The following is a 23389-nucleotide window of genomic DNA, read 5'->3' on the forward strand; positions in this document are numbered from 1 at the left end:
GCTGCCGGCGGCGTCGCTCAGACGCGCTGGCGCCGCTTCGCAGGGTGGCTTCGTCGCCGTTTTACTTTTCCCCGATCCTCTCTTGAAACGCCAGGCCCGCCCGTGAAAGCCATTACCTCGCGCGACAATCCGCTCTACAAGCGCCTGAAAGCGCTGGCCGGTTCGACGCATCAACAGCGGCGCAGCCATCAGGCCCTGCTCGAAGGCTTCCATCTCGCGAGTGCCTGGCTCGACGGCGGCTCGCAGCCCGAATATTGCGTGGTGACCGAAGGCGCGATGGCGCATGAGGAAGCGCAGGCCATCGTCGCCCGCGTGGACGAACGCCGCGTGATCACGCTGCCCGATGCGCTCTTCGGTCAACTCTCGAACGTGGTCCACGGAGTCGGGCTGCTGCTGCTCGTCGATATGCCCGAGATGCAGCTGCCCACGCGCGTCGACTCGACCTGTCTCGTGCTCGACGGCCTGCAGGACGCCGGCAACGTCGGCTCGATCCTGCGCAGCGCGGCGGCGGCCGGAATCGACAAGGTGTTCTGTACGCCGGGCACGGCGTACGTGTGGTCGTCGAAGGTGCTGCGCTCGGCAATGGGTGCGCATTTCCTGTTGCAGGTGTTCGAAAACGTCGAGCCCGATGCGCTCGTCGAGATGCTCGGCGTGCCGGTCGTGATCACGGATTCGCACGGTGCGCAGGCGCTCGACGAAGCCGATCTCACTGGCCAGGTCGCGTGGGTGTTCGGCAACGAAGGGGCAGGTGTTTCGCAGGTGTGGCGCGACGCGGCGGCGCTGCGCGTGACGATTCCTCAGCCCGGCGGCATGGAGTCGCTCAACGTCGCGGCCGCGGCGGCCGTATGCGTGTTCGAGCAATGCCGGCAGCAGCGGCACGCCCGCTGACCCTTGCCTGAACCATCAAAGCGAAAACGCCCGCGTCACAGGACGCGGGCGTTTTCATATTCAATCGCTTCGACTAGCGGCTGCGCCCCTCAATACGAGGGCTTGTCGATGCGAATTTCCTGCAGGATCGTCGTGGCGATTTCCTCAATGGACTTGTGCGTCGACGAGAGCCACTTGATGCCTTCGCGGCGCATCATCGCTTCGGCTTCGTTCACTTCGTAGCGGCAGTTTTCCAGCGCGGCGTACTTGCTGCCCGGGCGCCGCTCGTTGCGGATCTCGGTGAGGCGCTGTGGGTCGATCGAAAGACCGAAAATCTTCGCGCGATGCGCAAGCAACGAACTCGGCAGCTTGCCGCGCTCGAAATCGTCGGGAATCAGCGGGTAATTCGCCGCCTTCACCCCGTACTGCATCGCGAGGTAGAGGCTCGTCGGGGTCTTGCCGCTGCGCGACACGCCCACGAGGATCACGTCGGCGTCGGCGAGATTGCGGTCGGACTGCCCGTCGTCGTGCGCGAGCGAGAAGTTGATCGCTTCGATACGGTTCTTGTATTCGTCGGTGTCGGCGTTCTGGTGGCCGCGGCCCATGGCGTGGCTCGACTTGAGCTCCAGCTCCTGCTCGAGCGGCTCCACGAAGGTCTGGAACATGTCCAGCACGAGCGCATTCGCGCGCTTGACGATCTCGTTCGAGTTGCTGTCCACGAGCGTCGTGAAGACGATCGGGCGGCGGCCTTCCTGCACGGCAGCTTCATTGATCTTCTCGGCCGTCGACCAGGCCTTATCGGTCGAATCGACGAAGGGCACGCGCACGAGGCGGAATTTCTGGTCGAACTGCGACAGGATCGAATGCGCGAAGGTTTCGGCAGTGATCCCGGTACCGTCGGAGACGATGAATACGGTAGGCGGCATCGGTTGAGGCTGGGTACGTGAGCTGCAGGGCCGCTCGGGACAGGCTTGGGCGCCCGGAAAGCCCCGTCCGGCGAGACCGAGGGGCAATTCTCGCCGACTGGCACAATTTCGGGAGTCGGCACGGTAGAATAGCGGCAACCTGTTGGATAAGCAATTGCAGTGCAACCGCGCCAAACAGCCGCCCATCGCGGCGCATTCTGGTGTCAATTTGCAGCGATTCCTTCTAACTATCGGCAATCGCGCGCATCTTCGTGCTTTTCCGCTCCCGGAAATTCGCCTGGCGCCTGAGCGATTGTTTTTCCAACAGGTTGCGCAAGACGCGACTCCGCCTCCAATGGGTGGACCGCGTTCGAGCCCACTTGCGCAATCGTGAATTTTTTTCACACTTAGGGGCTTGTATGACTAACACCGTTGCCAAGGATCAGGCGTATGTAGTGCCTTTCGAGCAGTTGCGGATGACCGATGTCGAGATCGTAGGCGGCAAGAACGCCTCGCTCGGCGAAATGATCAGCCAGTTGGCTGAAGCTGGCGTGCGTGTGCCCACGGGCTTCGCTACGACTGCGCTCGCCTTCCGCGACTTCCTGAAACACAACAACCTGACCGAACGGATCGCCGCTCGTCTGGAAACGCTCGACGTCGACGACGTCAAGGCGCTGGCCGAAGCGGGCAAGGAAATCCGTCAGTGGATCGTCGACGCGCCGCTGCAGCCGAAGCTCGAAGCGGACATCCGCGCCGGCTTCGAGACGCTGCAGAAAGGCTCGCCGGCTGAACTCTCGTTCGCCGTGCGCTCGTCGGCAACGGCGGAAGATCTGCCCGACGCTTCGTTCGCCGGTCAGCAGGAAAGCTACCTGAACGTCGTGGGCATCGAAGATGTGCTCGATCGCTTGAAGCACGTGTTCGCGTCGCTCTACAACGACCGTGCCATTTCGTATCGCGTCCACAAGGGCTTCACCCACGCCGAAGTCGCACTGTCGGCTGGCGTGCAGCGCATGGTCCGCTCGGACCGTGGTGCCGCAGGCGTGATGTTCACGCTCGATACCGAATCGGGCTTCAAGGACGCCGTCTTCATCACGTCGAGCTATGGCCTCGGTGAAACCGTGGTCCAGGGCGCCGTGAATCCGGACGAGTTCTATGTCTTCAAGACCACGCTCGCACAGGGCAAGGCTCCGATCATCCGCCGCTCGATCGGCTCGAAGCTCATCAAGATGGAGTTCACGCAGCCGGGCGAGCCGGGCCGCGTGAAGACGGTCGACGTCTCGCACGAACAGCGCAACCGTTTCTCGATCACCGACGAAGACGTGATCGAGCTGGCGAAGTACGCCGTCATCATCGAGCAGCACTACCAGCGTCCGATGGACATCGAGTGGGGCAAGGACGGCCTCGACGGCAAGATCTTCATTCTCCAGGCGCGTCCGGAGACGGTGAAGAGCCAGGCCGCGGGCAAGGTCGAGCAACGCTTCAAGCTCAAGGGCCAGTCGCAGGTGCTCGCCACGGGCCGCGCAATCGGCCAGAAGATCGGCGCCGGCCGCGTGAAGGTGATTCACGACCCGTCGGAAATGGAACGCGTGCAGCCGGGCGACGTGCTGGTCGCCGACATGACCGACCCGAACTGGGAGCCGGTGATGAAGCGCGCTTCGGCGATCGTCACGAACCGTGGCGGCCGTACCTGCCACGCGGCGATCATCGCGCGTGAGCTTGGCGTGCCGGCCGTGGTGGGCTGCGGCAACGCAACCGACGTGCTGAAGGACGGCGCGCTCGTCACGGTTTCGTGCGCCGAAGGCGACGAAGGCCGCATTTATGACGGTCTGCTGGAAACCGAAGTCAGCGAAGTCCAGCGTGGCGAGCTGCCGGCGATTCCCGTGAAGATCATGATGAACGTCGGCAACCCGCAGCTCGCGTTCGACTTCTCGCAACTGCCGAACGCCGGTGTTGGCCTCGCGCGTCTCGAGTTCATCATCAACAACAACATCGGTGTGCACCCGAAGGCGATCCTCGAGTACCCGAACATCGATGCGGATCTGAAGAAGGCCGTGGAAAGCGTCGCTCGCGGTCACGCTTCGCCGCGCGCGTTCTACGTCGACAAGCTCACGGAAGGCATCGCCACGATCGCGGCGGCGTTCTATCCGAAGCCCGTGATCGTGCGTCTGTCGGACTTCAAGTCGAACGAGTACAAGAAGCTGATCGGCGGTTCGCGCTACGAGCCGGACGAGGAAAACCCGATGCTCGGCTTCCGCGGCGCGTCGCGCTATATCGCCGAGGACTTCGCGCAGGCGTTCGAAATGGAGTGCCTCGCGCTCAAGCGCGTGCGTGAAGAGATGGGCCTCGCGAACGTCGAGATCATGGTGCCGTTCGTGCGTACGCTCAAGCAGGCGGAGCGCGTGGTGGGCCTGCTCGAGAAGTACGGCCTCAAGCGCGGTGTGAACGGCCTGAAGCTCATCATGATGTGCGAAGTGCCGTCGAACGCGATCCTCGCCGAAGAGTTCCTGCAGTACTTCGACGGTTTCTCGATCGGCTCGAACGACCTCACGCAGCTCACGCTGGGCCTCGACCGGGATTCGGGCATGGAACTGCTGGCCGTCGACTTCGACGAGCGCGATCCTGCCGTGAAGTTCATGTTGAAGCGCGCGATCGAAACCTGCCGCCGCCTCAACAAGTACGTCGGTATCTGCGGCCAGGGCCCGTCCGATCATCCGGACTTCGCCCAGTGGCTCGCCGAAGAAGGCATTGCGTCGATCTCGCTGAACCCGGATACGGTCGTCGAGACGTGGCAGGCGCTGGCGAAGGCGAAGTAAGCACTGCGCCGGGGGCGCGAGCCCCCGGTGCATACTGCGCTTGATGTGGATTCCCCTGCGGCTTCGCACGCTGCGGAAAAAAGTGTCAGCTTCGTGCTATAACACCCCGGTCTAGCCGGGGTGTTTTACTTTGGGAGGTCGTCGTGGGTCCGCATGGCTTGTTCTGGTGGATTGCCGCTGGCGTGCTCATCGTCGCGGAGCTGATGACAGGGACGTTCTACCTCTTGATGATCGCGCTCGGCTTTCTCGCGGGCGCGCTGACTTATGAACTCGGCGCGCCGCTCGACGTGCAGTTGATCGTCGCGGCGGTGGTGGGTCTCGCGGCCGTGGTCACGCTGCGGCGCTCGCGCTTTGGCCGTCGCCGGCGCATGAACGACGCTTCGACCGATCCGGGCGTGAATCTCGACATCGGCGCGACGCTCGCCGTCGCCGCCTGGCGCAACGGCCGCGCGCGCGCCATGTATCGCGGCGCCGAATGGGACGTCGAACTCGCGCCCGGCGAGCCCGAAGACGCTCCGCTCTATGTCATCAAGGCGGTGCGCGGCAGTTGTCTCGTCGTTGCGGCGAAGCGGGAGCGCCATGCAGCCGATGCACCCGGCGGCGCCCGTCATGCGTGACCGGCGGGGCAGAGAAAAACGCAACCAATAAACCACACTGAAGCGAACGGAGGTCCCGTATGCAAGTCCCAGTCGTCGGCCTGATTCTGCTCGTGATCGTCGTCGTGCTGATCGCCCAGACCATCAAGATCGTGCCGCAGCAGCACGCCTGGGTGGTCGAGCGGCTCGGGCGCTACCACGCGACGCTCACGCCGGGGCTGACGATCGTGCTGCCGTTCGTGGACCGCGTGGCCTACAAGCACGTGCTCAAGGAGATCCCGCTCGACGTGCCGAGCCAGGTCTGCATCACGCGCGACAACACGCAGCTTCAGGTAGACGGCGTGCTGTACTTCCAGGTCACCGACCCGATGAAGGCATCGTACGGGTCGAGCAACTTCGTGTTCGCGATCACGCAGCTCTCGCAGACCACGCTGCGCTCCGTGATCGGCAAGCTCGAACTCGACAAGACCTTCGAGGAGCGCGATTTCATCAATCACAGCGTCGTGTCGGCGCTCGATGAAGCCGCGTCGAACTGGGGCGTGAAGGTGCTGCGCTACGAAATCAAGGACCTCACGCCGCCGAAGGAAATTCTTCACGCCATGCAGGCGCAAATCACCGCCGAGCGCGAAAAGCGTGCGCTGATCGCGGCTTCCGAGGGCCGCAAGCAGGAGCAGATCAATCTGGCGTCGGGCGCGCGCGAGGCGGCGATCCAGAAGTCGGAAGGCGAGCGGCAGGCCGCGATCAACCAGGCGCAGGGGCAGGCAGCGGCCATTCTGGCGGTGGCCGAAGCGAATGCGCAGGCCATCCAGAAGATCGGCGCTTCGATCCAGGAGCATGGCGGCATCGATGCGGTCAACCTCAAGGTCGCCGAGCAGTACGTGAACGCGTTCGCCAACCTCGCGAAGCAGGGCAACACACTGATCGTGCCGGGAAACATGGGCGACCTCAGCTCGATGATCGCCTCGGCGCTCACGATCGTGAACCGCGCGGGCTTGCGGGAGGGGCAGATCAGCGGCGCGGGTGCGGCGAAGGGTGCCTAGGCGTCGCAGCGGCAGGGCGCCGCGAGGGACGAAACAAAAACGGGCCGCATGAGCGGCCCGCTTGCTATTCAACGATCGACAACGATCGAACGATTGCCGGATCAGGTCGGCGAGCGCATCAGGCGCGCTTTCTCGCGCTCCCAGTCGCGTTTCTTCTCGGTTTCGCGCTTGTCGTGCAGCTTTTTACCCTTGGCGAGTCCGATCTCGCACTTCACGCGTCCGCCCTTGTAGTGAAAATTCAACGGCACGAGCGTGAATCCGCGCTGCTCGACCTTGCCGATCAGCTTGTCGATTTCCTCGCGGCGCAGCAGCAGCTTCCGTATGCGGGTGGGGTCCGGGTGGATGTGCGTCGAGGCTTCGGGCAGTGGGCTGATGTGCGTGCCGATCAGGTAAAGCTCGCCGTCCTTGATCATGACGTAGCTCTCCTTGATGTTGGCGCGCCCGGCGCGCATCGCCTTCACTTCCCATCCCTCCAGCACGAGCCCAGCCTCGTGGCGTTCTTCGATGAAGTAATCGAAGAACGCTTTTCTGTTATCGATGATGCTCATAGGAAAATGGGATCGGCCCAACTCGTTTAAAATTACGATTTTAGCAAAGCGGGCTCCCGAAAGCCCGCGGCGCTTTCAACCTTGCCACGCATTGCGCAATTTATGGCGGATGTCCAGAAAACCGTGTTGATTCGCCATTCGGCGGAGCAGATGTTCGACCTCGTCACCGACGTCGCCGACTACCCCAATTTCCTGCCGTGGTGCGGCGGCGTCGAGATCCGCCGACAGGACGAAACCGGCATGGAGGCGAAGATCGACATCAACTTCAAGGGCATCAAGCAGCACTTCGCCACGCGCAACTCGCAAAAGCGGCCCGAACGGATCGACATGGAGTTCGCCGACGGTCCGTTCCGCAAGTTCACGGGCTATTGGCGTTTCACGCCGCTGCGCGCCGACGCCTGCAAGATCGAGTTCGCGCTGCATTACGAGTTCTCGAGCATCATCCTCGAGAAGCTCATCGGGCCGGTGTTCAATCACATCGCGAACACCTTCGTCGACTCCTTCGTGAAGCGCGCCGACCAGCGCTACGGCAAGCCATGAGCGCCAATCTTTCCATCGACGTCTGCTACGCGCTGCCGGATGCGCAAACGCTCATCAGCATCGAACTGGCGCCGGGGGCGACGGTCCAGCAGGCCATCGAGGCGAGCGGCATTCTCGCGCGCCATCCCGAAATCGATCCCCACAGGCTGAAGGTGGGCGTCTTCGGCAAGCTCAAGCCGCTCGACACCGTCCTCGCCGACCACGACCGCGTGGAGATCTATCGCCCGTTGATCGTCGATCCGAAGATGGCGCGCCAGCGCCGCGTCGACAAGAGCCGCCGGGAAGGTTCGGTCGAGGGGCGCAAGTGGCTGCCCAAGGATTCACGCTAGGGCGACAAAACGGGTTGCCGGGAGGCCGCCACACCGATGCCGCACGAACGTAATGGGCGGGACGGCTTGCGCTGTCCCGCCCATTCGGCTTCCTGGGGCGCGCCGGCTCTGAGCTTCTTCCCTCGTGCGCGCGCGCGAGTCCGTTTACGCGGTAGTGCCGCTTCGCCGCAGGTCCGTGTTCCGCCGCTCGCGGCGAGTTTCGTTGGTGGTCCCCGGCAGATCGCCTTCCGGCACGATCCCGTCGCCATGCGGGGTTTCCTGAGCGTCGCCCGAGTGCTGGCGTACCGACCAGCTCACGCCCGCCACCAGCAATACGATCGCCGCGACTTCCAGCGCGCGCGGCAGCCGGTGATCGTAAATAAAGCCGTACAGCAGCGCGAAGAGTGTCTCGAAGACGATCATTTGACCCGAGAGCGTGAGCGGCAGGCGCTTGGCGGCGGCGTTCCAGAGGCCGTTGCCGAGCCACGACGCACCGATCGCGAGTACCAGGTTGAGCTGCCAGAAGGTGGACCAGCGGGAGCTTGCCACGCTTTCCTGCACCCACCCCGACGGCAGGATGAGAATGCCGAGCCAAAGCAGGCCGCCGAGCGCGCCCGTGACGACGCCCCACAGTACCGACCATTCGTTGCCGCCGAAGTGCGCATTGCGCTGCAGATAGCGGGCGTTCTCGACTGCGAACCACGTCCAGCACACGAGCGCGCCGACGGCACTGCCGATGCCGGCGAGGCGCGCAAGCGCGCTCGCCGGCCCGCCGGCGTTCGCGGCGGTGAATACGTCCACGTTGATGCAGACGATGCCGGCCGCGATCATCGCGAGTGGCCAGACGAGCCGTGAAATGGGCACCGCGCCGTGGTCGCGGCGCCCGAGCAGCGTGACCGTGACGGGCAGTACGCCGACGATCAGCGATGCGGGCGAGATGCCCACCAGATGGATCGCACTTGCGAGAAAGAGGTAATAGAGCACGTTGCCGACGAGCGCGAGTTTCACGAGCGCGATCAGGTCGGCCCGCGTGATGCGCGGCCACACGCGACGTAGCATGGGTACGAGCGCGGCAAGCGAGACGAGCCCGTACATGACATAGCGGCCAGCGCTGAGGAGCAGTGGCGAGAACTCCGCCAGCTGCCGGGGCACGACGAACACGGTTCCCCATAACGCGCCGGCGAGCACGCCGTACAACACACCACGCTGCATTTGCATTGCCTCCAGAAACTTCGGATGGCCCGACCGGGCCTGTCTAACGGAATGTCGCGAAGCTTAGCCGGCGGCCCGCGCGGCCGTCTTGTTCGATCCTGCACCGTGCGTCGGGCGCAGGCGGCGGGCGGGCCGGATATTCGGGTCGGAGGTGCGGCGCCTGGGCATGGCGTGCGTTAGTGGGGGCAGGCAATGGAAATAATCCCGAAAACGACGCTAAGCTACTGTTCACACTGATGATTTCCAGGGCGCTATCGCGTATAATCTGCTTTTGCGCCTATAGGATTTGCCATGCGTCTGATCCAGAAAGCACTCACGTTCGATGACGTGCTCCTCGTCCCCGCCTTCTCCGACGTTCTCCCGCGCGACACCAGCCTGAAGACCCGGCTGACCCGCAATATCTCCCTGAACATTCCGCTCGTGTCGGCCGCGATGGACACCGTCACCGAAGGCCGTCTGGCCATCGCCATGGCGCAGCAGGGCGGCGTCGGCATCATCCACAAGAACCTCACGCCGGCCGAACAGGCGCGCGAGGTCGCGAAGGTGAAGCGCTTCGAGTCGGGCGTCGTGCGCGATCCGATCACGGTTCCGCCGCAAATGAAGGTCGCGGAAGTCATCGCACTCTCGCAGCAGCATGGCATTTCGGGGTTCCCGGTCGTGGAGGGCGCGCAGCTCGTCGGCATCGTCACGAATCGCGACCTGCGCTTCGAAACGCGTCTGGAAGAGCCGGTGCGCTCGATCATGACGCCGCGCGAGCGCCTCGTCACCGTCAAGGAAGGCACGCCGCTGACCGAAGCCAAGGCGCTCATGCACAGCCACCGCCTCGAGCGCGTGCTGGTCGTGAACGACGCGTTCGAACTGCGCGGCCTCATGACCGTCAAGGACATCACCAAGCAGACCGAGCACCCGGCCGCCTGTAAGGACGAGCACGGCAAGCTGCGCGCAGGCGCGGCAGTCGGCGTCGGTCCCGACAATGAAGAGCGCGTGGAACTGCTGGTGCAGGCCGGCGTGGACGTGATCGTGGTCGATACGGCGCACGGCCACAGCAAGGGCGTGCTCGAGCGCGTCAAGTGGGTCAAGCGCAACTTCCCCCACGTCGAGGTGATCGGCGGCAACATCGCCACGGCCGACGCGGCGCGCGCGCTCGTCGAGTACGGCGCCGACGGCGTGAAGGTCGGTATCGGCCCGGGCTCCATCTGCACGACGCGTATCGTGGCAGGCGTGGGCGTGCCGCAGATCAGTGCGATCGCCAACGTCTCTGATGCGCTCAAGGGCACGGGCGTGCCGTGCATCGCCGACGGCGGCGTGCGCTACTCGGGCGACGTTTCGAAGGCGCTGGCAGCCGGCGCGAACGCCGTGATGATGGGCAGCATGTTTGCCGGCACTGAAGAGTCGCCGGGCGACGTGTTCCTGTACCAGGGCCGCCAGTTCAAGTCGTACCGCGGCATGGGCTCGGTCGGCGCGATGAAGGACGGCGCCGCGGACCGCTACTTCCAGGACAACTCGGCCAATATCGACAAGCTCGTGCCGGAAGGCATCGAAGGCCGCGTCGCCTACAAGGGCCCAATCAATGCAATCCTGTTCCAGCTGATCGGTGGCGTGCGTGCTTCAATGGGCTACTGCGGCTGCCGTACGATCGACGATCTGCATGCGAAGGCGGAGTTTGTGCAGATTACTGGCGCGGGCCTGAACGAATCGCACGTGCACGACGTGCAGATCACCAAGGAAGCGCCCAACTATCACGTGGACTAAGCCCCGATGAAGCCGCTGCTGCGCGTGCTGCTGATTGTCGATGCGTTGACATTGCTGGGGTTCGGCGTGCTGTTTGTCCTCACGCCCTGGACCGCGGTCTACAACGCGTTGCAACTCGAGCAGACGCAGCCGGTGCTCGTCGGGCAGGCGTTTGGCGTGGTGCTGCTCGGGTTCGCGTGGCTTGCGCTGCGCGCTGCGTTCCACGGCGAAATGACGGTGCCGGTAGGGCGCACGGTGGGACACGTCAACTGGATTGCCGGCGTGCTCATGCTGGTCTGGCTGATAGGCTTGCGTGCGCCGCGGCTCTCGGGTTTTGGGCAACTGGTGGCCGGTGCGGTTGGCGTGTGGCTGATCATCCTCGGACTCGGCGGCGCCCGGCTCGCGGGCGCGGTGCGCCAGCGCCAGAAAGGCCAGACGAGCGGCAGTTCCGCGCAACGGCGCAAGGCGGCGAAGGATGAGCGCGAACTTCGTGAACAGCCGGTGTCGTACGCGAAGCCGGGTTTTCTGCGAACGGTGGCGTGGGGCGGTGCGAACGAGCCGAAACGGCCGGCGCCGCCGGTCGAATCCGCTGTGGAAGTCCCGACCGTGACACCCGCCGCCGTTCCGCCGGTAACGCCACGAGCGTCGACTGTGGCCCCGCCGGCCGCTGGCCCGGCGCAAGCTGAAGAGGCGCGGCTGGCGGCTCGCGACGAAGCGGCCGACGCACCGAGGCCTCCACTGCGTGGCTGATGCCGCGCGCAAACCCGGCCTCCGAAACGCCAGACATAATGCGCCCGAAGCAGCGCCCGAAACAGCACGCATATCGCGTCCGCAATTGCGCCACCCGGTTCCGCCGTAGCGCGGTGCCCCGGTCCTGATGAAATCATGCCGCGCTTCTCGCATGTGGCGCGGCTTTCTGTATCCGTTCTTTTTTAGGTCTCGTCCGCAGCCATGCACGACAAAATCCTGATTCTCGACTTCGGCTCGCAAGTCACCCAGCTCATCGCCCGTCGCGTGCGCGAAGCCCACGTCTACTCGGAAATCCATCCGTACGACGTCGACGACGCCTTCGTGCGCGAATTCGCGCCGAAGGGCATCATTCTTTCGGGCGGTCCGAACTCGGTCACCGACACCGACACCCCGCGCGCGCCGCAGGCCGTGTTCGAGCTGGGCGTGCCGGTGCTCGGCATCTGCTACGGCATGCAGACGATGGCCGAGCAGCTCGGCGGCAAGGTCGACGGGGGCCATCTGCGCGAATTCGGCTACGCCGAAGTGCGCGCGCGCAACCACACGAGCTTCCTCGAAGGCATCGAAGACTTCCGCACGAGCGAAGGCCACGGCATGCTCAAGGTCTGGATGAGCCATGGCGACAAGGTCACCGAAATGCCGGCCGGCTTCCAGCTGATGGCCTCGACGGAATCGTGCCCGATCGCGGCAATGGCCGACGAGGCGCGCCACTTCTATGGCCTGCAATGGCACCCGGAAGTCACGCACACCGTGCAGGGCCGCGCGATGCTCGAGCGCTTCGTGTTCGGCATCTGCGGCGCCAGGGCCGATTGGGAGATGGGACACTACATCGACGAAGCCGTCGAATCGATTCGCAAGCAGGTGGGCAGCGAGCACGTGATTCTCGGCCTGTCGGGCGGCGTGGATTCGTCGGTGGCGGCGGCGCTGCTGCACCGCGCGATTGGCGACCAGCTGACCTGCGTCTTCGTCGATCACGGCCTCCTGCGCCTGAACGAAGCCGAGCAGGTGATGTCGATGTTCGCCGACAACCTCGGCGTGAAGGTGATCCATGTCGACGCCAGCGAGGCGTTCATGTCGAAGCTCGCGGGCGTGACCGACCCGGAAGCGAAGCGCAAGATCATCGGCGCCGAGTTCGTCGAGGTGTTCCAGGCGGAAGCGGGCAAACTCACCGATGCGAAGTGGCTCGCGCAAGGCACGATCTACCCGGACGTGATCGAGTCGGCGGGCAAGGGCAAGAAGGCCGCCCACACGATCAAGAGCCACCACAATGTCGGCGGCCTGCCGGAAACGCTGAACCTCAAGCTGCTCGAACCGCTGCGCGAACTCTTCAAGGACGAAGTGCGCGAACTGGGCGTGAAGCTTGGCCTGCCGCATGACATGGTGTATCGCCATCCGTTCCCGGGCCCGGGCCTTGGCGTGCGCATTCTCGGCGAGGTGAAGCGCGATTTCGCGGACCTGCTGCGCCGCGCGGATGCGATCTTCATCGAGACGCTGCGCACCACGATCGACAAGGAAACGGGCAAGTCGTGGTACGACCTCACGAGCCAGGCGTTCGCGGTGTTCCTGCCGGTGAAGAGCGTGGGCGTGATGGGCGATGGCCGGACGTACGAATACGTCGTCGCACTGCGCGCTGTGCAGACGCTCGACTTCATGACGGCGCACTGGGCGCATCTGCCGCACGAGTTGCTTGGCCACGTGTCGAACCGCATCATCAACGAAGTGCGCGGCATCAATCGCGTTGTCTATGACATCTCGGGCAAGCCGCCTGCGACGATCGAGTGGGAGTGATCTAGCATTGCCTCACACCGTTTCAGGCAGTATCAAAATCCTCACGAAACCCAAGCGGAATAAGGATTTAGCGGCCCATGTAGTTTCAACCGCTATCACTCAATCTCGCGCAATTTGACGGTAGTCGTGACGGTACTTTGGGAAGCGGGTGAAATTGCCGCTTCCCATACCGTCAGACGGGCTGACGGTATCAAGCGGCAAATCAGAGTGAGGCTGATTTGCTGACCGATCGAGAGCTTTCCAATCTGACGCCGCGTGAGAAACCCTACAAGGTATCTGACCGGGACGGCATGTACGTCGCTGTGTTGCCCACGGGCACGAAGGTATTCCGCTACGACTACCGCCTCAATGGCCGTCGCGAAACGCTTGCAATGGGGCGTTACGACGCCGACTTGGCGCGCAAGGAAACGCGAGATCCAGAGGCGCTCGAATACGGCATGGGCATTTCATTGAGAGAGGCCCGTACGTTGCTGGATCGAGCACGGCGGGATGTTGAGCGGGGCGTGTCGCCATCTAGAGCGAAGGTGGACAAGCGCACCGCAGCGGCAGGAGCCCGGACCTTTGCAGGATGGGCTGAGGACTACTTTCGTCACAAGTCAGATCCGAAGAGCGGCGCCGAGCAGCTCGCGGACAGCACGCTTGCGTTCCGCAAATCCACATATCGCCGCGTCATCGAACCTGAGCTTGGTCGTCTGAAGTTGGAGGAGGTGTCGCCGCAGCGGTTGAAACGTCTCTGTGATGATACGAAAGAAACGCGCGGCCCGGCCGTTGCGATCCACGTTCGCGAAGTGGTGCAGGCTGTGTTCCGACACGCGCAGGGAAGCGGGCACGCGGTAAGTAATCCGGCCGAAGCCATTCGCGCTAGTACCATTGCCACGTTTGAACCGCGCGACCGCGCATTGTCGCCGACTGAGATTCGCACATTCATTACCGCGCTGGAGCAGGTGGCCACGACGCCAACGCTACGCTTGGCGCTGAAATTCATTTTGCTGACTGGCGTGCGCAAAAGCGAGTTTATCGACGCGACTTGGCGCGAAATCGATTTGGATGCCGAGCGGTGGGCTATCCCGGCCGAACGCATGAAGGCTGGTAAGCCGCACGTTGTGCCGTTGAGCGAGCAGGCGCTGGACATTCTGGTGACGTTGCGGTCATGCTTCGGTGCCAGCAAATATCTGCACCCAGGCCGATACGATCATGACCAGCCGATCTCGAATGCAACGTTGAACCGCGTGATTGACGCGTCAGTGGAGCGCATCCGAAAGGACGACCCCGAGTTTCGGTCTTTCGGGGTCCACGATCTTCGTCGCACCTTTTCTACCCAACTGAACCGCATGCAGTTCGACGAACGCTGGGTTGAGTTGTCGCTTGCACACGTGCCTCGAAACCGGATTGCGAGCGTCTACAACACGAATCGGTATCTGCGAGAACGAACGATCATGCTGCAGGCATGGGCCGATACGCTTGACTGCTGGACGTGCGGAAAGTCAGCGAAGGACGTGATTACGGATGCAAAACGGCGAGCAGCCGAAATACCTGACGACGCGCTCGACGATGACATGTGATTTAGCGTACACCGGTCTTTGACAATTAATACCCGGTGGATTTGCAGGCGGCGCGGGCGGAGCATAGGGTCGTGGGGTTTTACGACTTTCTCGTAAAAACCCCTTTGGCGGAGAAAGGCTCGACGGTCGCGACGACATCGTTGTGCCGCGAGCAGACCAGATCGGCGATTTCGCGGCTGCTCATGCTCAACCCATTGCCAGGCAGGATTAGCTCGTTCATGGATTCAATACGCCGGGAGTTTGACCAGCCGCACCGGCGCTTTCGATTACTCGGCTGCGTCGCCGCGCCGCTCGCGCACGAGGATCTCGTGCGGCACTTCGTTCGTGACCTCTGGATTTTTAAAGCACTCGAGTGCGTGCCCGAGATCGCCGCAGTCAGCGCTGCAGCAGCACAGTATCTTCGGCGGCCCGTCCGCACGCTTGCCGCAGTTCGCGCAGCGCACCTCGACCACCTCGCACTTGTGGACGCGCTGGAGCACGCGCCCGAAGCAGAAGCGGCAGGCGTGGTCCGCCACCTGCCAGCCGGCCGATGTTCGGATCGCCATCAGGTAGAGTGACGCGCTGATCCACATCGCGTAGGCGTAGACCATTTCTTTGACGGCATACGTGCCTGGTGCGGATCCGCCACGAATCGACTCAGCAGGCGCAAACGCCAATTCCGGCGTTAGCTCTGAAATGAGATCTGCGTACCCCTTCGTTCGAGTCCACCGGTTCGGGGAGTGCTTATCCGCGCCACCCGCAGCACGATGCAAGTCGTTCAGCGAGTAGCGACCCATGGCGTCGCGACGGATTTCGACGCCACATACAACGAAATCGTTCATTTTCGGTACCAGGGATGCTTGATTTTAGGTACAGCGCACTCGTGGAGTGCGGTGGGCAAGCCGATTGAAGTTTGTGGTTTCCGAATTTTGCGGACCCCAGTCGTGATGTTTCAATACAGATCATGCGCTCTCGCGCAATCTAAATTGGAGCCGAAATGAAAAGCGAAACTGGGCTGGAAAAGTACATTCGTCCTTCACAACTTGTCAAAGAGCGGTTCGTCCCATTCAGCAGTCCGACATTGTGGCGGAAAGTTAGAGACCGTAGTTTCCCGCAGCCGGTCAAGATCGGTGGTGTCACGGCGTGGCCACTCTCTGTCATTCGTTCGTGGCAGGAGCAAGTCGGCAATGAATCCGAGCCGGTCGCAGAGTAACTTGCGCGCCGGCTTTTTGTACGGGAACATGCCGACGCCCCTGCGCCTGACTGGCGATTCGGGGAAGCGGCAGGACCGGACGTTGGAGCGCTCGGCCTGCCTGACCAACCACGGCCCTTATCAGGAGGTCCGCAAGATGGCTGTTGCCTATTCTACCGAGCGCGAGCGCTCGACCCTCGAAATTATCCGTACCGCGTTGCGTGATGCCGCATTTGCGCCGTCCGATCGCGCGGCGCTCGACGTGGCCGGGACCGCGCTTCTCCGCCTTGCCGAGCTTGGTCGTGAGCCGGCCATCGATGACGCGTTCGCGCCGTTCCGCGCTGGCCTCGTCGAGGTTTCACTTCTGCTTACTCGTGAGCATGCAGCGTCGCTGGCCGCGATTCACGCGATCGCAGGCGTGAAGGAGGCCGGCCATGTCCACGCTTGATGAGCCGTCGGTGCTGGATGCGCAGGAGCGCCACCGTGCGCTCGCGCAACTCGGGATCGCCTACAGCCTGGTGCGCCAGCTTGACTGCATGGACGCGCCGCGCGTCGGCGAATTTGTTTGCAGCCTGCTCGAGGCCGGCGAGGCCGAGAAGCTCGACGCGGTGCTCGAGCATATCGACGTCGCCGCCGGCGCTTGGCGCAAACTCGCCGACCAGGCAGACCTTGTGATCGCCGGCGTTGCCGCAGCGATGACGAGCGTTGTGCTGGAGCGCGCGTCCCGCGTGGAAGAGGGCTCGGCATGATTGGCTATTCATGGTCTCAGCCGCGAAAACTATGCTGGTTTGGCATGAGTTAGCGTCCACGAATGCAAAAAATTCATGCCTTGCAGTTTTGATTGAAAACCTTGGCAAAAGGTGCCGGAGACCCGCGTGGCAAAGCTTCGAGGGGTTCCGGAGCCTCCGGCTCAGAGTTACGATCCGGCCTGCTGTACCGATTCTTGGCGCGTGCGATGGGTTTTTCGAAGTCGAAAAAAAACCCACCTAGCGCGGCGGGTTTCTCAAAAAACTGTGTATGACGTTGTGGTGATTCGCAGGAACGACACGTTTGGCGCGTGAAGCTCCAACCACAGGCTGATTCTAGCATGGGCCTGTCTGCATAAAAAGCAGAATTTCGCGGATTGCGCTGCGTCATCCTCATAAGGATGACTAAATGAAGGACCATGATTTCCCAACGGAATTCGAAAATTCCGCCGCGGCCAAAACGGTCGCTCCATCGACTGCTGACCGCTGGAAAAGCGCCCACTGGTTTGCGGAAGTTGCCGCAACCGGTGATGCCGAATCCGAATCACTTGGTGCTGCTGGTTGTCTGTGCGTGATGCTGGGCATCCTGCCGCCTGCGCCGGCTGGCCGCCGCGCCGTGTTCCACTCGAGCCGCGGTTCGGAGGTGCGCTGATGGCACGTATCCGCACCATCAAGCCTGAATTCTGGACGTCAGGACAGGTGATGGAACTGTCTCGCGATGCACGTCTAGCGTTCATCGGGCTTTTAAACTTCTGCGATGATGCCGGCATTCATCCGGCCAGTCCGAAGCGCCTGAAGGCCGAGGTATTCCCTGCGGATGACCTCGACGCCGACAGCATCGCTGCGCTTGTCCGCGAGATGATTTCCTGCGGCTTGGTCGCTGAGTACTCGTTCGACGGCGAGTCCTTCTGGATCGTCACGGGATGGCACCATCAGAAAATCGACCAGCCGACGTACAAGTTCCCACGTCCGGACGGGACGATTCCTGCGGGAGCCCCAAAGCGCCGTAACCGCGTCGCTCTTCTCGACCCTTCGACGAGTATTCGCAGAGTGTTCGCCGAACATTCTTCGAACGTTCGCGGAGTGTTCACCCCCGGAAAGGAAGGGAAGGGAAAGGAGAAAACCACAACACCTGCTCCCCCTATCCCCCTCGTGGCCGAGGGGGAACCGGAGGTGCGTCGTCGTCGCAGCCGTCGTGATTCGCAGATGAGCCCGGAAATGGCCGAGCGCTTCGAGCGATTCTACGAGTGCTACCCGCGCAAGGCCGGCCGCGCAGCCGCAGAGAAAGCGTTCGCCAGGCTCTCGCCGGACGACGAGCAACTTGGCGCGATTCTGGCTGCTCTCGCGGTCGCCAAGGCGTCGCGCGAATGGCTCAAGGATGACGGCGAATTCATCCCGCACCCTAGCTCGTGGCTCAACGGCAAGCGCTGGACCGATGAGGTACAGGCCCAACCGATGGCTTACACCGAAACCGAACTCGCCGTGATCGACGCCTACAACGACGCAATGCCTGGCGAGTGGAGCGCTGCCGAGCGCGAAGTGTTCGTACCGGGACGCGCCGCAGCAATCCGCGATTTCCTGTCGCTGGCTCCTGACAAGCCGGATCTGCCTGCGCGCTACTTCTCGTTCTGCGCCGAGAGTCTGGCGGCCGACCCGCGGTACGGCCTCGACTGGTTGCTCAGGCGCGAAACGTACGCGAAGGTCCGCGAGGGTGCGGTCAAGCTCAAGGAAGGCGTGCAATGAGCAACGTACCCCCGCACGCAATCGAGGCCGAGCAGTCGGTTATCGGCGGCCTCCTATTGCAAAACGACGCAATCGACCGTGTCGGCGACCTGCTCAGCGAGCACTTCTATCGCAACGAGCACCGCATCATCTTCGGCGAGATTCAGCGCATTATTGCGGCCAACCGTACTGCCGACGTTGTGACCGTCATGGAGGCGCTGACCCTGGCCGGAAAGCTGGAATCGGTCGGCGGCCTCATGTACCTGAACGCACTCGCGCAGAACACGCCGAGCGCCGCGAACGTCAAGCGCTATGCCGAAATCGTTACCGATCGCTGGCAGATGCGCGAACTGCTGAAGGCCGCAGACGAAATCCGCGCGATGGTCGAAAACCGCAATGGGCGCGAGGCATCCGAGGTGATGGGCGCGGCTCAGGCGCTTCTTGAGCCCATGAGCGAGGCGCGCGGGTCCGAAGGTCGCGAGTGCGGCGCGCTTCTGGCTCAGGTAATCGGTGATATTGACGATCAGCACAGCGGCACGGCAGAGGTTCAGGTGACGCCGACCGGCCTGCGTGACCTTGACGACAAGCTCTGCGGTGGCCTGCGCGGTTCGCAGCTTGTGGTTGTCGCTGCGCGCCCGTCGATCGGCAAGACTGCGCTGACCCTTCAGTTCGGCGGTCACGTCTCGGACTCAGGCGGCGTCGTCGCGGTCTTCTCCATGGAAACCCCGGCGAAGCAGCTTTGTCAGCGCAACCTCGCCCGCGTCGGGAGGATTCCGCTCTCGCACGTGAAGGACGGCAAGCGCATGACTGACGACGACTGGCCGAAGCTCACCCACGCGACGCAGAGGATCGCCGAATGGAAGATGGTCACGTACGACAAGCCTGGCATGACGGCCGCAGAGATCATCGCACGCTGCCGCGCGCTGAAGCGCAAGCACGCACGTCTTGACCTCGTGATTATCGATTACTTGCAACTGATGACGGGTGGCCCCAGCGAGCGCGACGATATCCGCATCGGGAGCTATTCGACCGCGCTCAAGGGGCTCGCGATGGACCTTGATGTTCCCGTGGTCGCGCTGGCCCAGCTTAACCGGCAGATCGAAAACCGCCCGAACAAGGCACCCGTGATGGCCGACCTGCGCGGCTCTGGCAACATCGAGCAGGATGCGGACGTGATTTTGTTCCTGCACCGCGAGGAGTGCTACGACCCGAACACGATGCAGAAGGGGATTGCCGAGATCACGATCGGCAAGCAACGCGACGGTGAGCGCGGCGCGGTTGTGCGCACAGCATTCGATGGCGCGACGCAGCGCTTCGAGGATCTGCCCCCTGGCTATGTGCCGCGTGCTCGTGAAGAAAATCCTCGTGCTGGCGCGCGCCCACGATTTGTTGATTGACGCGCGGCTCGCGGTCGCGACTTCAATCTGGCCTTGACCGAGATGTCTCCAAAACCGCGTAGTACCCAGCCCCGCTGATGTTTGGCGGGGCTTCAATTTTCGGCGCCATCCCTGTCGCTATCGTCGCGCTCGGCGACAGTGACGTTGCGCCACTTGCGCGCGCGTGCGCGGGAGACGTCGCAGGCGCTTTGTTTGGGCTGCGGGAAGGAACACGCACGAAATTGTCGTGACGCGAGAATCATCTCGACCGCGAGGTCGTCCAAAATCAGAGCCCCGGCCAGATCATCGGCCGGGGTTTTGTGCTTTCTGGCCGCGCCTAAGGTCGTCATCGACCGAAAACTCCTCCACCTTGATCCATCTTCAACAGAGTCCGATGAACCTTGACGACTTCGCCGGCGATGGGCTGGATGTCATAGGTCTTATCCAGCAGTCGGAACTGCACGGTGTCCACGTAGTAGGCGCGAAAAATATGAAAAGGCGGCCCGTCGGACTCCGGGGCGGGCCCTATGTATTCGGGGAGTATGTTCCCGAATATGCCGTCTCCAAGATAGTCATCAAGCCGTTCGTCGAAGTGCTCGATCGCGTTCCGGAGATCTCTGTTTCGCAGGGGATTGTCGTCTGCGATCTGGAAGGCGTCGCGCAACTCGGCTCCACGCCACCGATGGCTTGGCTGAGTCGCCCAAAAGTATCGAGACAAGGCACCCGCATGGACGATTAAGTTCTGCAGATCGGCGAGGAATCTCGTGCCGTAGAGCACCCCATATGGGTTTTCCGGACTGTTCTCCCGGGCGACGGCTAGCATCGCGTTGACCTCCTCAATTGACCGAGTTGCCGACATCGTATTGAAGAGCATGCTCTGGATGTAGAAAGCCTGCCAAGGAGGCTGTATGGCCTTGCTGCGCGGCTCATCCATCTGCGGCTTATCCGACTTAGCACTTGCATTCTCCCTGTATTGGCTCGGCAGGCTCTCCCGCGCGATGTCCCACGTTGGCAGGGCGTCGGCGTCTTCAAGCAGGTGCGCATCCGTCGCACCTGCGGGAAGCGGGGATAGGTCGTCCCACTCCGTGACGAGCACGTGCTCGCGTTCTTCGTCGTCGGGCCTTTTGATCTCCCGTGTTTCCATTTTCGCTCCGCGGTATTGGGTGGCGGTCCGTCCGATTATGCCTCGCGACGGCGTGGCGCTCGTTGTGCGTGCAAGCGATGGTTGGTGTGGTGCGCTGGTCGAGTCGTGACGCCAATGTTCCAAGCAGGCAAACAGGCCGTTAGGCCGAAGGATCTACTTGTGAAAACTGATGCGAGTCACCCGCTGATGACGACGCCGGAAGCTGCCGCGGCTCTCCGCCATTCGCCCGAGACGCTCCGAGATTGGGTCGCCCGTAGCCGTGGCCCGATCAAGCCGGTACGGATCGGTCGTCGCGTTTTCTGGAAGCGCGAGGAGGTTGAACGCCTGCTCGCCGGAGGTTCCAAATGACCGCCCGCTACCGCTGGACGGACGCGGACGTCGCTCGCCGCGCAGCCGAGCACCTAGCCGCTCAATGCGCACGTCGCAGCGCTCGCCACGACTATGAGGAGGCATGCATCCGCTTCAAGGACCGGCGCGGCATCGAGCACGTCGACGTGGCTGATGCTGCCTTCCGTCGCTCGACGAAAAAGACCTATCTGGCCTACCAGCGTGCGCGTCAGCTCGAGCGCAACGCCGCGCGCCGCCTTGAGACCGCGATTCGCGGCAGCCAGGCATTCGCGGAGGTGCTCCGTGCTGCCCGTTAATCCGGTGGTCGGCGGTGAAGCGGTCGGTCCGTTGGTGCACCTGCGTGACGGTCGGCCTGTGGTCGACAGCGTGGCGATCGCGCGTGCATTCGGCCGCAGCCACAAGCATGTGCTTCGCACGCTCGACTCGTTGATCGAGGACCTGACGATCACTGAGCCCAATTTTGGGCTGAGCGAGTACCGCGATGCCAGCGGGAAGGCGTGCCGCCTGATCGAGTTGGACGAGCACGGCGCGCTGGTCGCGCTGCCGTTTGTCGGTGGTCGCCGGTCGCGCCTCGGTCAGAAGCAACTGGTCGCGGAGTTCTTTGCGATGCGCGAGACGCTGCGCGCGATGGCGAGAGATGCCCAGAAGCACGCAGCGCCGGCCCCCACGCTGAAGTCGCCAGCCGGCGATCTCGCCTTGGCTGAAAGCATCGGCCGCCTTCTCAACGTCAGCCCGTCTGGCCGCGTGGCTCTGCTCCGACGCGTGGCCGAGCGCCATGGTCTCGACGAGAGTCTGCTGCCCACCTACGTGGTTGACGCGCCGTCGGATGCGCTGCCGGGTTCGAGCGAGGCAACGGCCCCGATTTCGACGCTGCTGAGGGATGCTGGCGTTGCTTTGAGCGCGGCGCGCTTCAATCGCTTGCTCGAGTTCGCTGGCCTGCTGGAGAAGCGTAATCGCCGCACGACGCAGAAGCACTTTGCGTCTGGCGAAAAGTCCTTCTGGATGGTCACGCCAGCCGGTCTGAGGTATGGAAAAAACCTGACCGATTCTCGGTCGCCGCGTGAAACGCAGCCGCACTGGTACGTTGGTCGTTTCGCCGAGTTGCGGACTCACTTGCGTCCGATCTTTCGCCGGATGCAGGCCGAGGATGCTCTGTGATTGGTCCTGCCGACGACGCAGCTCCTGGCGGTGGCGCAGATCGGGAGCTTGCTCTTACGTATGCGCCACACGGTCCGACACGAGCTGGCGTTCCGCGCATCGTGGGTCGAGCGGTCGCGCGCTGCTCGTCTTGCGCCCGCCCGCTTAAGCGTCGCTGGAGGGGCACTTCTCTCTCGACGCGGAACTGCAGTCCGGCGACGCGTTCGAGAACGCGACGTGTTATCGCCGGCTGTCGGCCGGATCAGTGTCGAAGGTCAAACGTGCACCGCACGAGCTCCGGATGCGCCCCTGTTGACGGCGCATGCACTGAAAAATAATGCGATCTGTCGAATTTCGCCCTGTGTAAACAGCGGTGCGTAAACAGAGCAGGCGCGGCCCGTAAACTGAGCAGGGAGGTTCATATGGTCAAACGGCGTGAGGTTCCACCACGATTCTGGGTACTTGCCCGGATCGCATGGGAGCGCGATAGCCGTATCACGTTCGCGCAAATCGCAAGTGAATTAACGGTTTCCCGGCAAGGGGTTCGTGCTCGCGCGGTTCGCGAGGGGTGGCGGCGAAAGCAGGAAAAAGGCGCGACATTATTTACATATTTGCTCGCGGCAGAGGCCGGACGCGCGCCGCCTGTTTACGTTGCCTCGACCGGAAAAGGTGAGCCGGCGGACGTGGGCGACGCGCTGGTTGGACTCGTCGATATTCTCCGCCACGCGCAGCAACAGACGGAGGCACTGCGGGCATCAATCAGGTGGCGTCAAAATTCGACTGGCTGAACGGCGAGTCAATGTGAAACGGTGAGCCTGTTTTTGAGTAACCGTTCGCCGCTGCGCTGGCGGCAACGGCCGCCGCTCCGACTTCGGCTTATCGGCCGGCTGTAGACCCCTGCGCCGTCATCCCACCCGGGGATCGCACCATTTGTCCGCATCCGTAACCGTCGAACTTCAGCGTTGTTGCTTCACAACGGTCGGCAACCACCATCGTTCGGCGAGCGCCGAACATCCGGTCACCAATCTGCAACATTCCCGCTGCGTGTCGTACAGCGCAAACTTCCGGTGGCTTTACCGCAGCGAAAC

General features: G+C 63.0%; 26 protein-coding genes. 19 read left to right on the top strand and 7 right to left on the bottom strand.

All coding sequences use genetic code 11. The annotated features are described in order from the left end of the window. The first annotated feature begins 102 nt into the window (after window positions 1-102). Window positions 103-888 carry a TrmH family RNA methyltransferase gene (locus tag VSR34_RS27610; RefSeq protein ID WP_028211428.1) on the top strand — a complete coding sequence of 262 codons (786 nt, stop codon included), beginning with the start codon at window positions 103-105 and terminating at the stop codon, window positions 886-888. An 89-nt stretch (window positions 889-977) separates the two neighbouring features. On the opposite strand, the gene VSR34_RS27615 is transcribed toward VSR34_RS27610, so the two are convergent. Further along, a complete protein-coding gene (locus VSR34_RS27615; RefSeq protein WP_342964069.1) occupies window positions 978-1793 on the bottom strand; it encodes a pyruvate, water dikinase regulatory protein in 816 nt (271 codons plus the stop codon). A gap of 398 nt (window positions 1794-2191) precedes the next feature. Here VSR34_RS27615 and ppsA point away from each other — a divergent pair, with 398 nt between their 5' ends. The 3 genes from ppsA to VSR34_RS27630 all read left to right on the top strand — a co-directional run bounded on the left by ppsA (window position 2192) and on the right by VSR34_RS27630 (window position 6221). Beyond that, window positions 2192-4585 carry a phosphoenolpyruvate synthase gene (gene ppsA, locus VSR34_RS27620; protein WP_042290977.1) on the top strand — a complete coding sequence of 798 codons (2394 nt, stop codon included), beginning with the start codon at window positions 2192-2194 and terminating at the stop codon, window positions 4583-4585. A gap of 143 nt (window positions 4586-4728) precedes the next feature. Beyond that, complete coding sequence (locus VSR34_RS27625; protein ID WP_342964070.1) at window positions 4729-5202, top strand: NfeD family protein; 474 nt, start codon at window positions 4729-4731, stop codon at window positions 5200-5202. A gap of 59 nt (window positions 5203-5261) precedes the next feature. Then, complete coding sequence (locus VSR34_RS27630; RefSeq protein WP_028211432.1) at window positions 5262-6221, top strand: stomatin-like protein; 960 nt, start codon at window positions 5262-5264, stop codon at window positions 6219-6221. A gap of 101 nt (window positions 6222-6322) precedes the next feature. Here the strand turns inward: VSR34_RS27630 and smpB are convergent, their stop codons facing one another. Then, window positions 6323-6769 (bottom strand): SsrA-binding protein SmpB, encoded by a 447-nt coding sequence (gene smpB / locus VSR34_RS27635; protein ID WP_028211433.1) that lies wholly within the window; start codon window positions 6767-6769, stop codon window positions 6323-6325. Between the two features lie 102 nt (window positions 6770-6871). Between smpB and VSR34_RS27640 the strand changes: the two genes are divergently transcribed. Beyond that, window positions 6872-7309 (top strand): type II toxin-antitoxin system RatA family toxin, encoded by a 438-nt coding sequence (locus VSR34_RS27640; protein ID WP_028211434.1) that lies wholly within the window; start codon window positions 6872-6874, stop codon window positions 7307-7309. After that, window positions 7306-7638, top strand: coding sequence for an RnfH family protein (locus tag VSR34_RS27645; protein ID WP_028211435.1), 333 nt, complete (start codon window positions 7306-7308; stop codon window positions 7636-7638). Before VSR34_RS27640 ends, VSR34_RS27645 begins: the two co-directional genes overlap by 4 nt. A 144-nt stretch (window positions 7639-7782) precedes the next feature. On the opposite strand, the gene VSR34_RS27650 is transcribed toward VSR34_RS27645, so the two are convergent. Next, window positions 7783-8829, bottom strand: coding sequence for a DMT family transporter (locus VSR34_RS27650; RefSeq protein WP_081715956.1), 1047 nt, complete (start codon window positions 8827-8829; stop codon window positions 7783-7785). A gap of 291 nt (window positions 8830-9120) precedes the next feature. On the opposite strand from VSR34_RS27650, the gene guaB reads away from it, so the two are divergent. The 4 genes from guaB to VSR34_RS27670 all read left to right on the top strand — a co-directional run bounded on the left by guaB (window position 9121) and on the right by VSR34_RS27670 (window position 14657). Next, complete coding sequence (gene guaB / locus VSR34_RS27655; protein WP_028211436.1) at window positions 9121-10581, top strand: IMP dehydrogenase; 1461 nt, start codon at window positions 9121-9123, stop codon at window positions 10579-10581. A gap of 6 nt (window positions 10582-10587) precedes the next feature. Then, window positions 10588-11310 carry a hypothetical protein gene (locus VSR34_RS27660; protein ID WP_028211437.1) on the top strand — a complete coding sequence of 241 codons (723 nt, stop codon included), beginning with the start codon at window positions 10588-10590 and terminating at the stop codon, window positions 11308-11310. Between the two features lie 201 nt (window positions 11311-11511). After that, a complete protein-coding gene (gene guaA / locus VSR34_RS27665) occupies window positions 11512-13095 on the top strand; it encodes a glutamine-hydrolyzing GMP synthase (protein ID WP_342964071.1) in 1584 nt (527 codons plus the stop codon). Window positions 13096-13313: 218 nt separating this feature from the next. Then, window positions 13314-14657 (top strand): tyrosine-type recombinase/integrase, encoded by a 1344-nt coding sequence (locus tag VSR34_RS27670; protein WP_342964072.1) that lies wholly within the window; start codon window positions 13314-13316, stop codon window positions 14655-14657. A gap of 79 nt (window positions 14658-14736) precedes the next feature. Here the strand turns inward: VSR34_RS27670 and VSR34_RS27675 are convergent, their stop codons facing one another. Beyond that, on the bottom strand, window positions 14737-14877 hold the full coding sequence (locus VSR34_RS27675; protein ID WP_342964073.1) for a hypothetical protein: 141 nt from the start codon (window positions 14875-14877) through the stop codon (window positions 14737-14739). A 46-nt stretch (window positions 14878-14923) separates the two neighbouring features. Continuing rightward, entirely contained in the window at window positions 14924-15478 is a 555-nt protein-coding gene (locus VSR34_RS27680; protein WP_342964074.1) for a KilA-N domain-containing protein, read from the bottom strand. A gap of 155 nt (window positions 15479-15633) precedes the next feature. On the opposite strand from VSR34_RS27680, the gene VSR34_RS27685 reads away from it, so the two are divergent. From VSR34_RS27685 to dnaB, 6 genes are all read left to right on the top strand, one after another. After that, on the top strand, window positions 15634-15849 hold the full coding sequence (locus VSR34_RS27685; protein WP_342964075.1) for an AlpA family phage regulatory protein: 216 nt from the start codon (window positions 15634-15636) through the stop codon (window positions 15847-15849). Then, window positions 15824-16276: a hypothetical protein gene (locus tag VSR34_RS27690; RefSeq protein WP_342964076.1), complete on the top strand. Its 453-nt coding sequence runs from the start codon at window positions 15824-15826 to the stop codon at window positions 16274-16276. The genes VSR34_RS27685 and VSR34_RS27690 overlap by 26 nt, the downstream gene beginning before the upstream one ends. Further along, window positions 16263-16577, top strand: coding sequence for a hypothetical protein (locus VSR34_RS27695; RefSeq protein WP_342964077.1), 315 nt, complete (start codon window positions 16263-16265; stop codon window positions 16575-16577). Before VSR34_RS27690 ends, VSR34_RS27695 begins: the two co-directional genes overlap by 14 nt. A gap of 406 nt (window positions 16578-16983) precedes the next feature. Next, the gene (locus VSR34_RS27700; RefSeq protein WP_342964078.1) at window positions 16984-17226 is read left to right on the top strand and encodes a hypothetical protein; all 243 of its coding nucleotides are present in this window, start codon (window positions 16984-16986) and stop codon (window positions 17224-17226) included. Beyond that, window positions 17226-18317 carry a hypothetical protein gene (locus tag VSR34_RS27705; RefSeq protein ID WP_342964079.1) on the top strand — a complete coding sequence of 364 codons (1092 nt, stop codon included), beginning with the start codon at window positions 17226-17228 and terminating at the stop codon, window positions 18315-18317. The genes VSR34_RS27700 and VSR34_RS27705 overlap by 1 nt, the downstream gene beginning before the upstream one ends. Then, window positions 18314-19693, top strand: coding sequence for a replicative DNA helicase (gene dnaB, locus VSR34_RS27710; protein ID WP_342964080.1), 1380 nt, complete (start codon window positions 18314-18316; stop codon window positions 19691-19693). The genes VSR34_RS27705 and dnaB overlap by 4 nt, the downstream gene beginning before the upstream one ends. Window positions 19694-19785: 92 nt before the next feature. Here the strand turns inward: dnaB and VSR34_RS27715 are convergent, their stop codons facing one another. After that, window positions 19786-20022, bottom strand: a complete 237-nt coding sequence (locus VSR34_RS27715) for a hypothetical protein (RefSeq protein WP_342964081.1) — start codon at window positions 20020-20022, stop codon at window positions 19786-19788. Further along, window positions 20019-20816, bottom strand: coding sequence for a hypothetical protein (locus tag VSR34_RS27720; RefSeq protein WP_342964082.1), 798 nt, complete (start codon window positions 20814-20816; stop codon window positions 20019-20021). The genes VSR34_RS27715 and VSR34_RS27720 overlap by 4 nt, the downstream gene beginning before the upstream one ends. A 344-nt stretch (window positions 20817-21160) precedes the next feature. Here VSR34_RS27720 and VSR34_RS27725 point away from each other — a divergent pair, with 344 nt between their 5' ends. The 3 genes from VSR34_RS27725 to VSR34_RS27735 all read left to right on the top strand — a co-directional run bounded on the left by VSR34_RS27725 (window position 21161) and on the right by VSR34_RS27735 (window position 23089). Continuing rightward, entirely contained in the window at window positions 21161-21460 is a 300-nt protein-coding gene (locus VSR34_RS27725; RefSeq protein ID WP_342964083.1) for a hypothetical protein, read from the top strand. Further along, a complete protein-coding gene (locus VSR34_RS27730; RefSeq protein ID WP_342964084.1) occupies window positions 21447-22322 on the top strand; it encodes a Rha family transcriptional regulator in 876 nt (291 codons plus the stop codon). The genes VSR34_RS27725 and VSR34_RS27730 overlap by 14 nt, the downstream gene beginning before the upstream one ends. A 401-nt stretch (window positions 22323-22723) precedes the next feature. Continuing rightward, window positions 22724-23089: a hypothetical protein gene (locus tag VSR34_RS27735; RefSeq protein WP_342964085.1), complete on the top strand. Its 366-nt coding sequence runs from the start codon at window positions 22724-22726 to the stop codon at window positions 23087-23089. Window positions 23090-23389 lie beyond the last annotated feature (300 nt).

Origin of the sequence: Paraburkholderia sp. JHI2823, from assembly GCF_038900695.1 — a bacterium.
In the GTDB taxonomy this organism is placed as follows: domain Bacteria; phylum Pseudomonadota; class Gammaproteobacteria; order Burkholderiales; family Burkholderiaceae; genus Paraburkholderia; species Paraburkholderia mimosarum.

What these genes read in the sequence shown, in the direction of transcription:
- VSR34_RS27615 (WP_342964069.1), bottom strand. Translation starts at nt 1,793, where the DNA reads ATGCCGCCTACCGTATTCATCGTCTCCGACGGTACCGGGATCACTGCC.
- ppsA (WP_042290977.1), top strand. Translation starts at nt 2,192, where the DNA reads ATGACTAACACCGTTGCCAAGGATCAGGCGTATGTAGTGCCTTTCGAG.
- VSR34_RS27630 (WP_028211432.1), top strand. Translation starts at nt 5,262, where the DNA reads ATGCAAGTCCCAGTCGTCGGCCTGATTCTGCTCGTGATCGTCGTCGTG.
- smpB (WP_028211433.1), bottom strand. Translation starts at nt 6,769, where the DNA reads ATGAGCATCATCGATAACAGAAAAGCGTTCTTCGATTACTTCATCGAA.
- VSR34_RS27640 (WP_028211434.1), top strand. Translation starts at nt 6,872, where the DNA reads ATGGCGGATGTCCAGAAAACCGTGTTGATTCGCCATTCGGCGGAGCAG.
- VSR34_RS27645 (WP_028211435.1), top strand. Translation starts at nt 7,306, where the DNA reads ATGAGCGCCAATCTTTCCATCGACGTCTGCTACGCGCTGCCGGATGCG.
- VSR34_RS27650 (WP_081715956.1), bottom strand. Translation starts at nt 8,829, where the DNA reads ATGCAGCGTGGTGTGTTGTACGGCGTGCTCGCCGGCGCGTTATGGGGA.
- guaB (WP_028211436.1), top strand. Translation starts at nt 9,121, where the DNA reads ATGCGTCTGATCCAGAAAGCACTCACGTTCGATGACGTGCTCCTCGTC.
- VSR34_RS27660 (WP_028211437.1), top strand. Translation starts at nt 10,588, where the DNA reads ATGAAGCCGCTGCTGCGCGTGCTGCTGATTGTCGATGCGTTGACATTG.
- guaA (WP_342964071.1), top strand. Translation starts at nt 11,512, where the DNA reads ATGCACGACAAAATCCTGATTCTCGACTTCGGCTCGCAAGTCACCCAG.
- VSR34_RS27675 (WP_342964073.1), bottom strand. Translation starts at nt 14,877, where the DNA reads ATGAACGAGCTAATCCTGCCTGGCAATGGGTTGAGCATGAGCAGCCGC.
- VSR34_RS27680 (WP_342964074.1), bottom strand. Translation starts at nt 15,478, where the DNA reads ATGAACGATTTCGTTGTATGTGGCGTCGAAATCCGTCGCGACGCCATG.
- VSR34_RS27685 (WP_342964075.1), top strand. Translation starts at nt 15,634, where the DNA reads ATGAAAAGCGAAACTGGGCTGGAAAAGTACATTCGTCCTTCACAACTT.
- VSR34_RS27690 (WP_342964076.1), top strand. Translation starts at nt 15,824, where the DNA reads ATGAATCCGAGCCGGTCGCAGAGTAACTTGCGCGCCGGCTTTTTGTAC.
- VSR34_RS27695 (WP_342964077.1), top strand. Translation starts at nt 16,263, where the DNA reads ATGTCCACGCTTGATGAGCCGTCGGTGCTGGATGCGCAGGAGCGCCAC.
- VSR34_RS27700 (WP_342964078.1), top strand. Translation starts at nt 16,984, where the DNA reads ATGAAGGACCATGATTTCCCAACGGAATTCGAAAATTCCGCCGCGGCC.
- VSR34_RS27705 (WP_342964079.1), top strand. Translation starts at nt 17,226, where the DNA reads ATGGCACGTATCCGCACCATCAAGCCTGAATTCTGGACGTCAGGACAG.
- dnaB (WP_342964080.1), top strand. Translation starts at nt 18,314, where the DNA reads ATGAGCAACGTACCCCCGCACGCAATCGAGGCCGAGCAGTCGGTTATC.
- VSR34_RS27715 (WP_342964081.1), bottom strand. Translation starts at nt 20,022, where the DNA reads ATGACGACCTTAGGCGCGGCCAGAAAGCACAAAACCCCGGCCGATGAT.
- VSR34_RS27720 (WP_342964082.1), bottom strand. Translation starts at nt 20,816, where the DNA reads ATGGAAACACGGGAGATCAAAAGGCCCGACGACGAAGAACGCGAGCAC.
- VSR34_RS27725 (WP_342964083.1), top strand. Translation starts at nt 21,161, where the DNA reads ATGACCGCCCGCTACCGCTGGACGGACGCGGACGTCGCTCGCCGCGCA.
- VSR34_RS27735 (WP_342964085.1), top strand. Translation starts at nt 22,724, where the DNA reads ATGGTCAAACGGCGTGAGGTTCCACCACGATTCTGGGTACTTGCCCGG.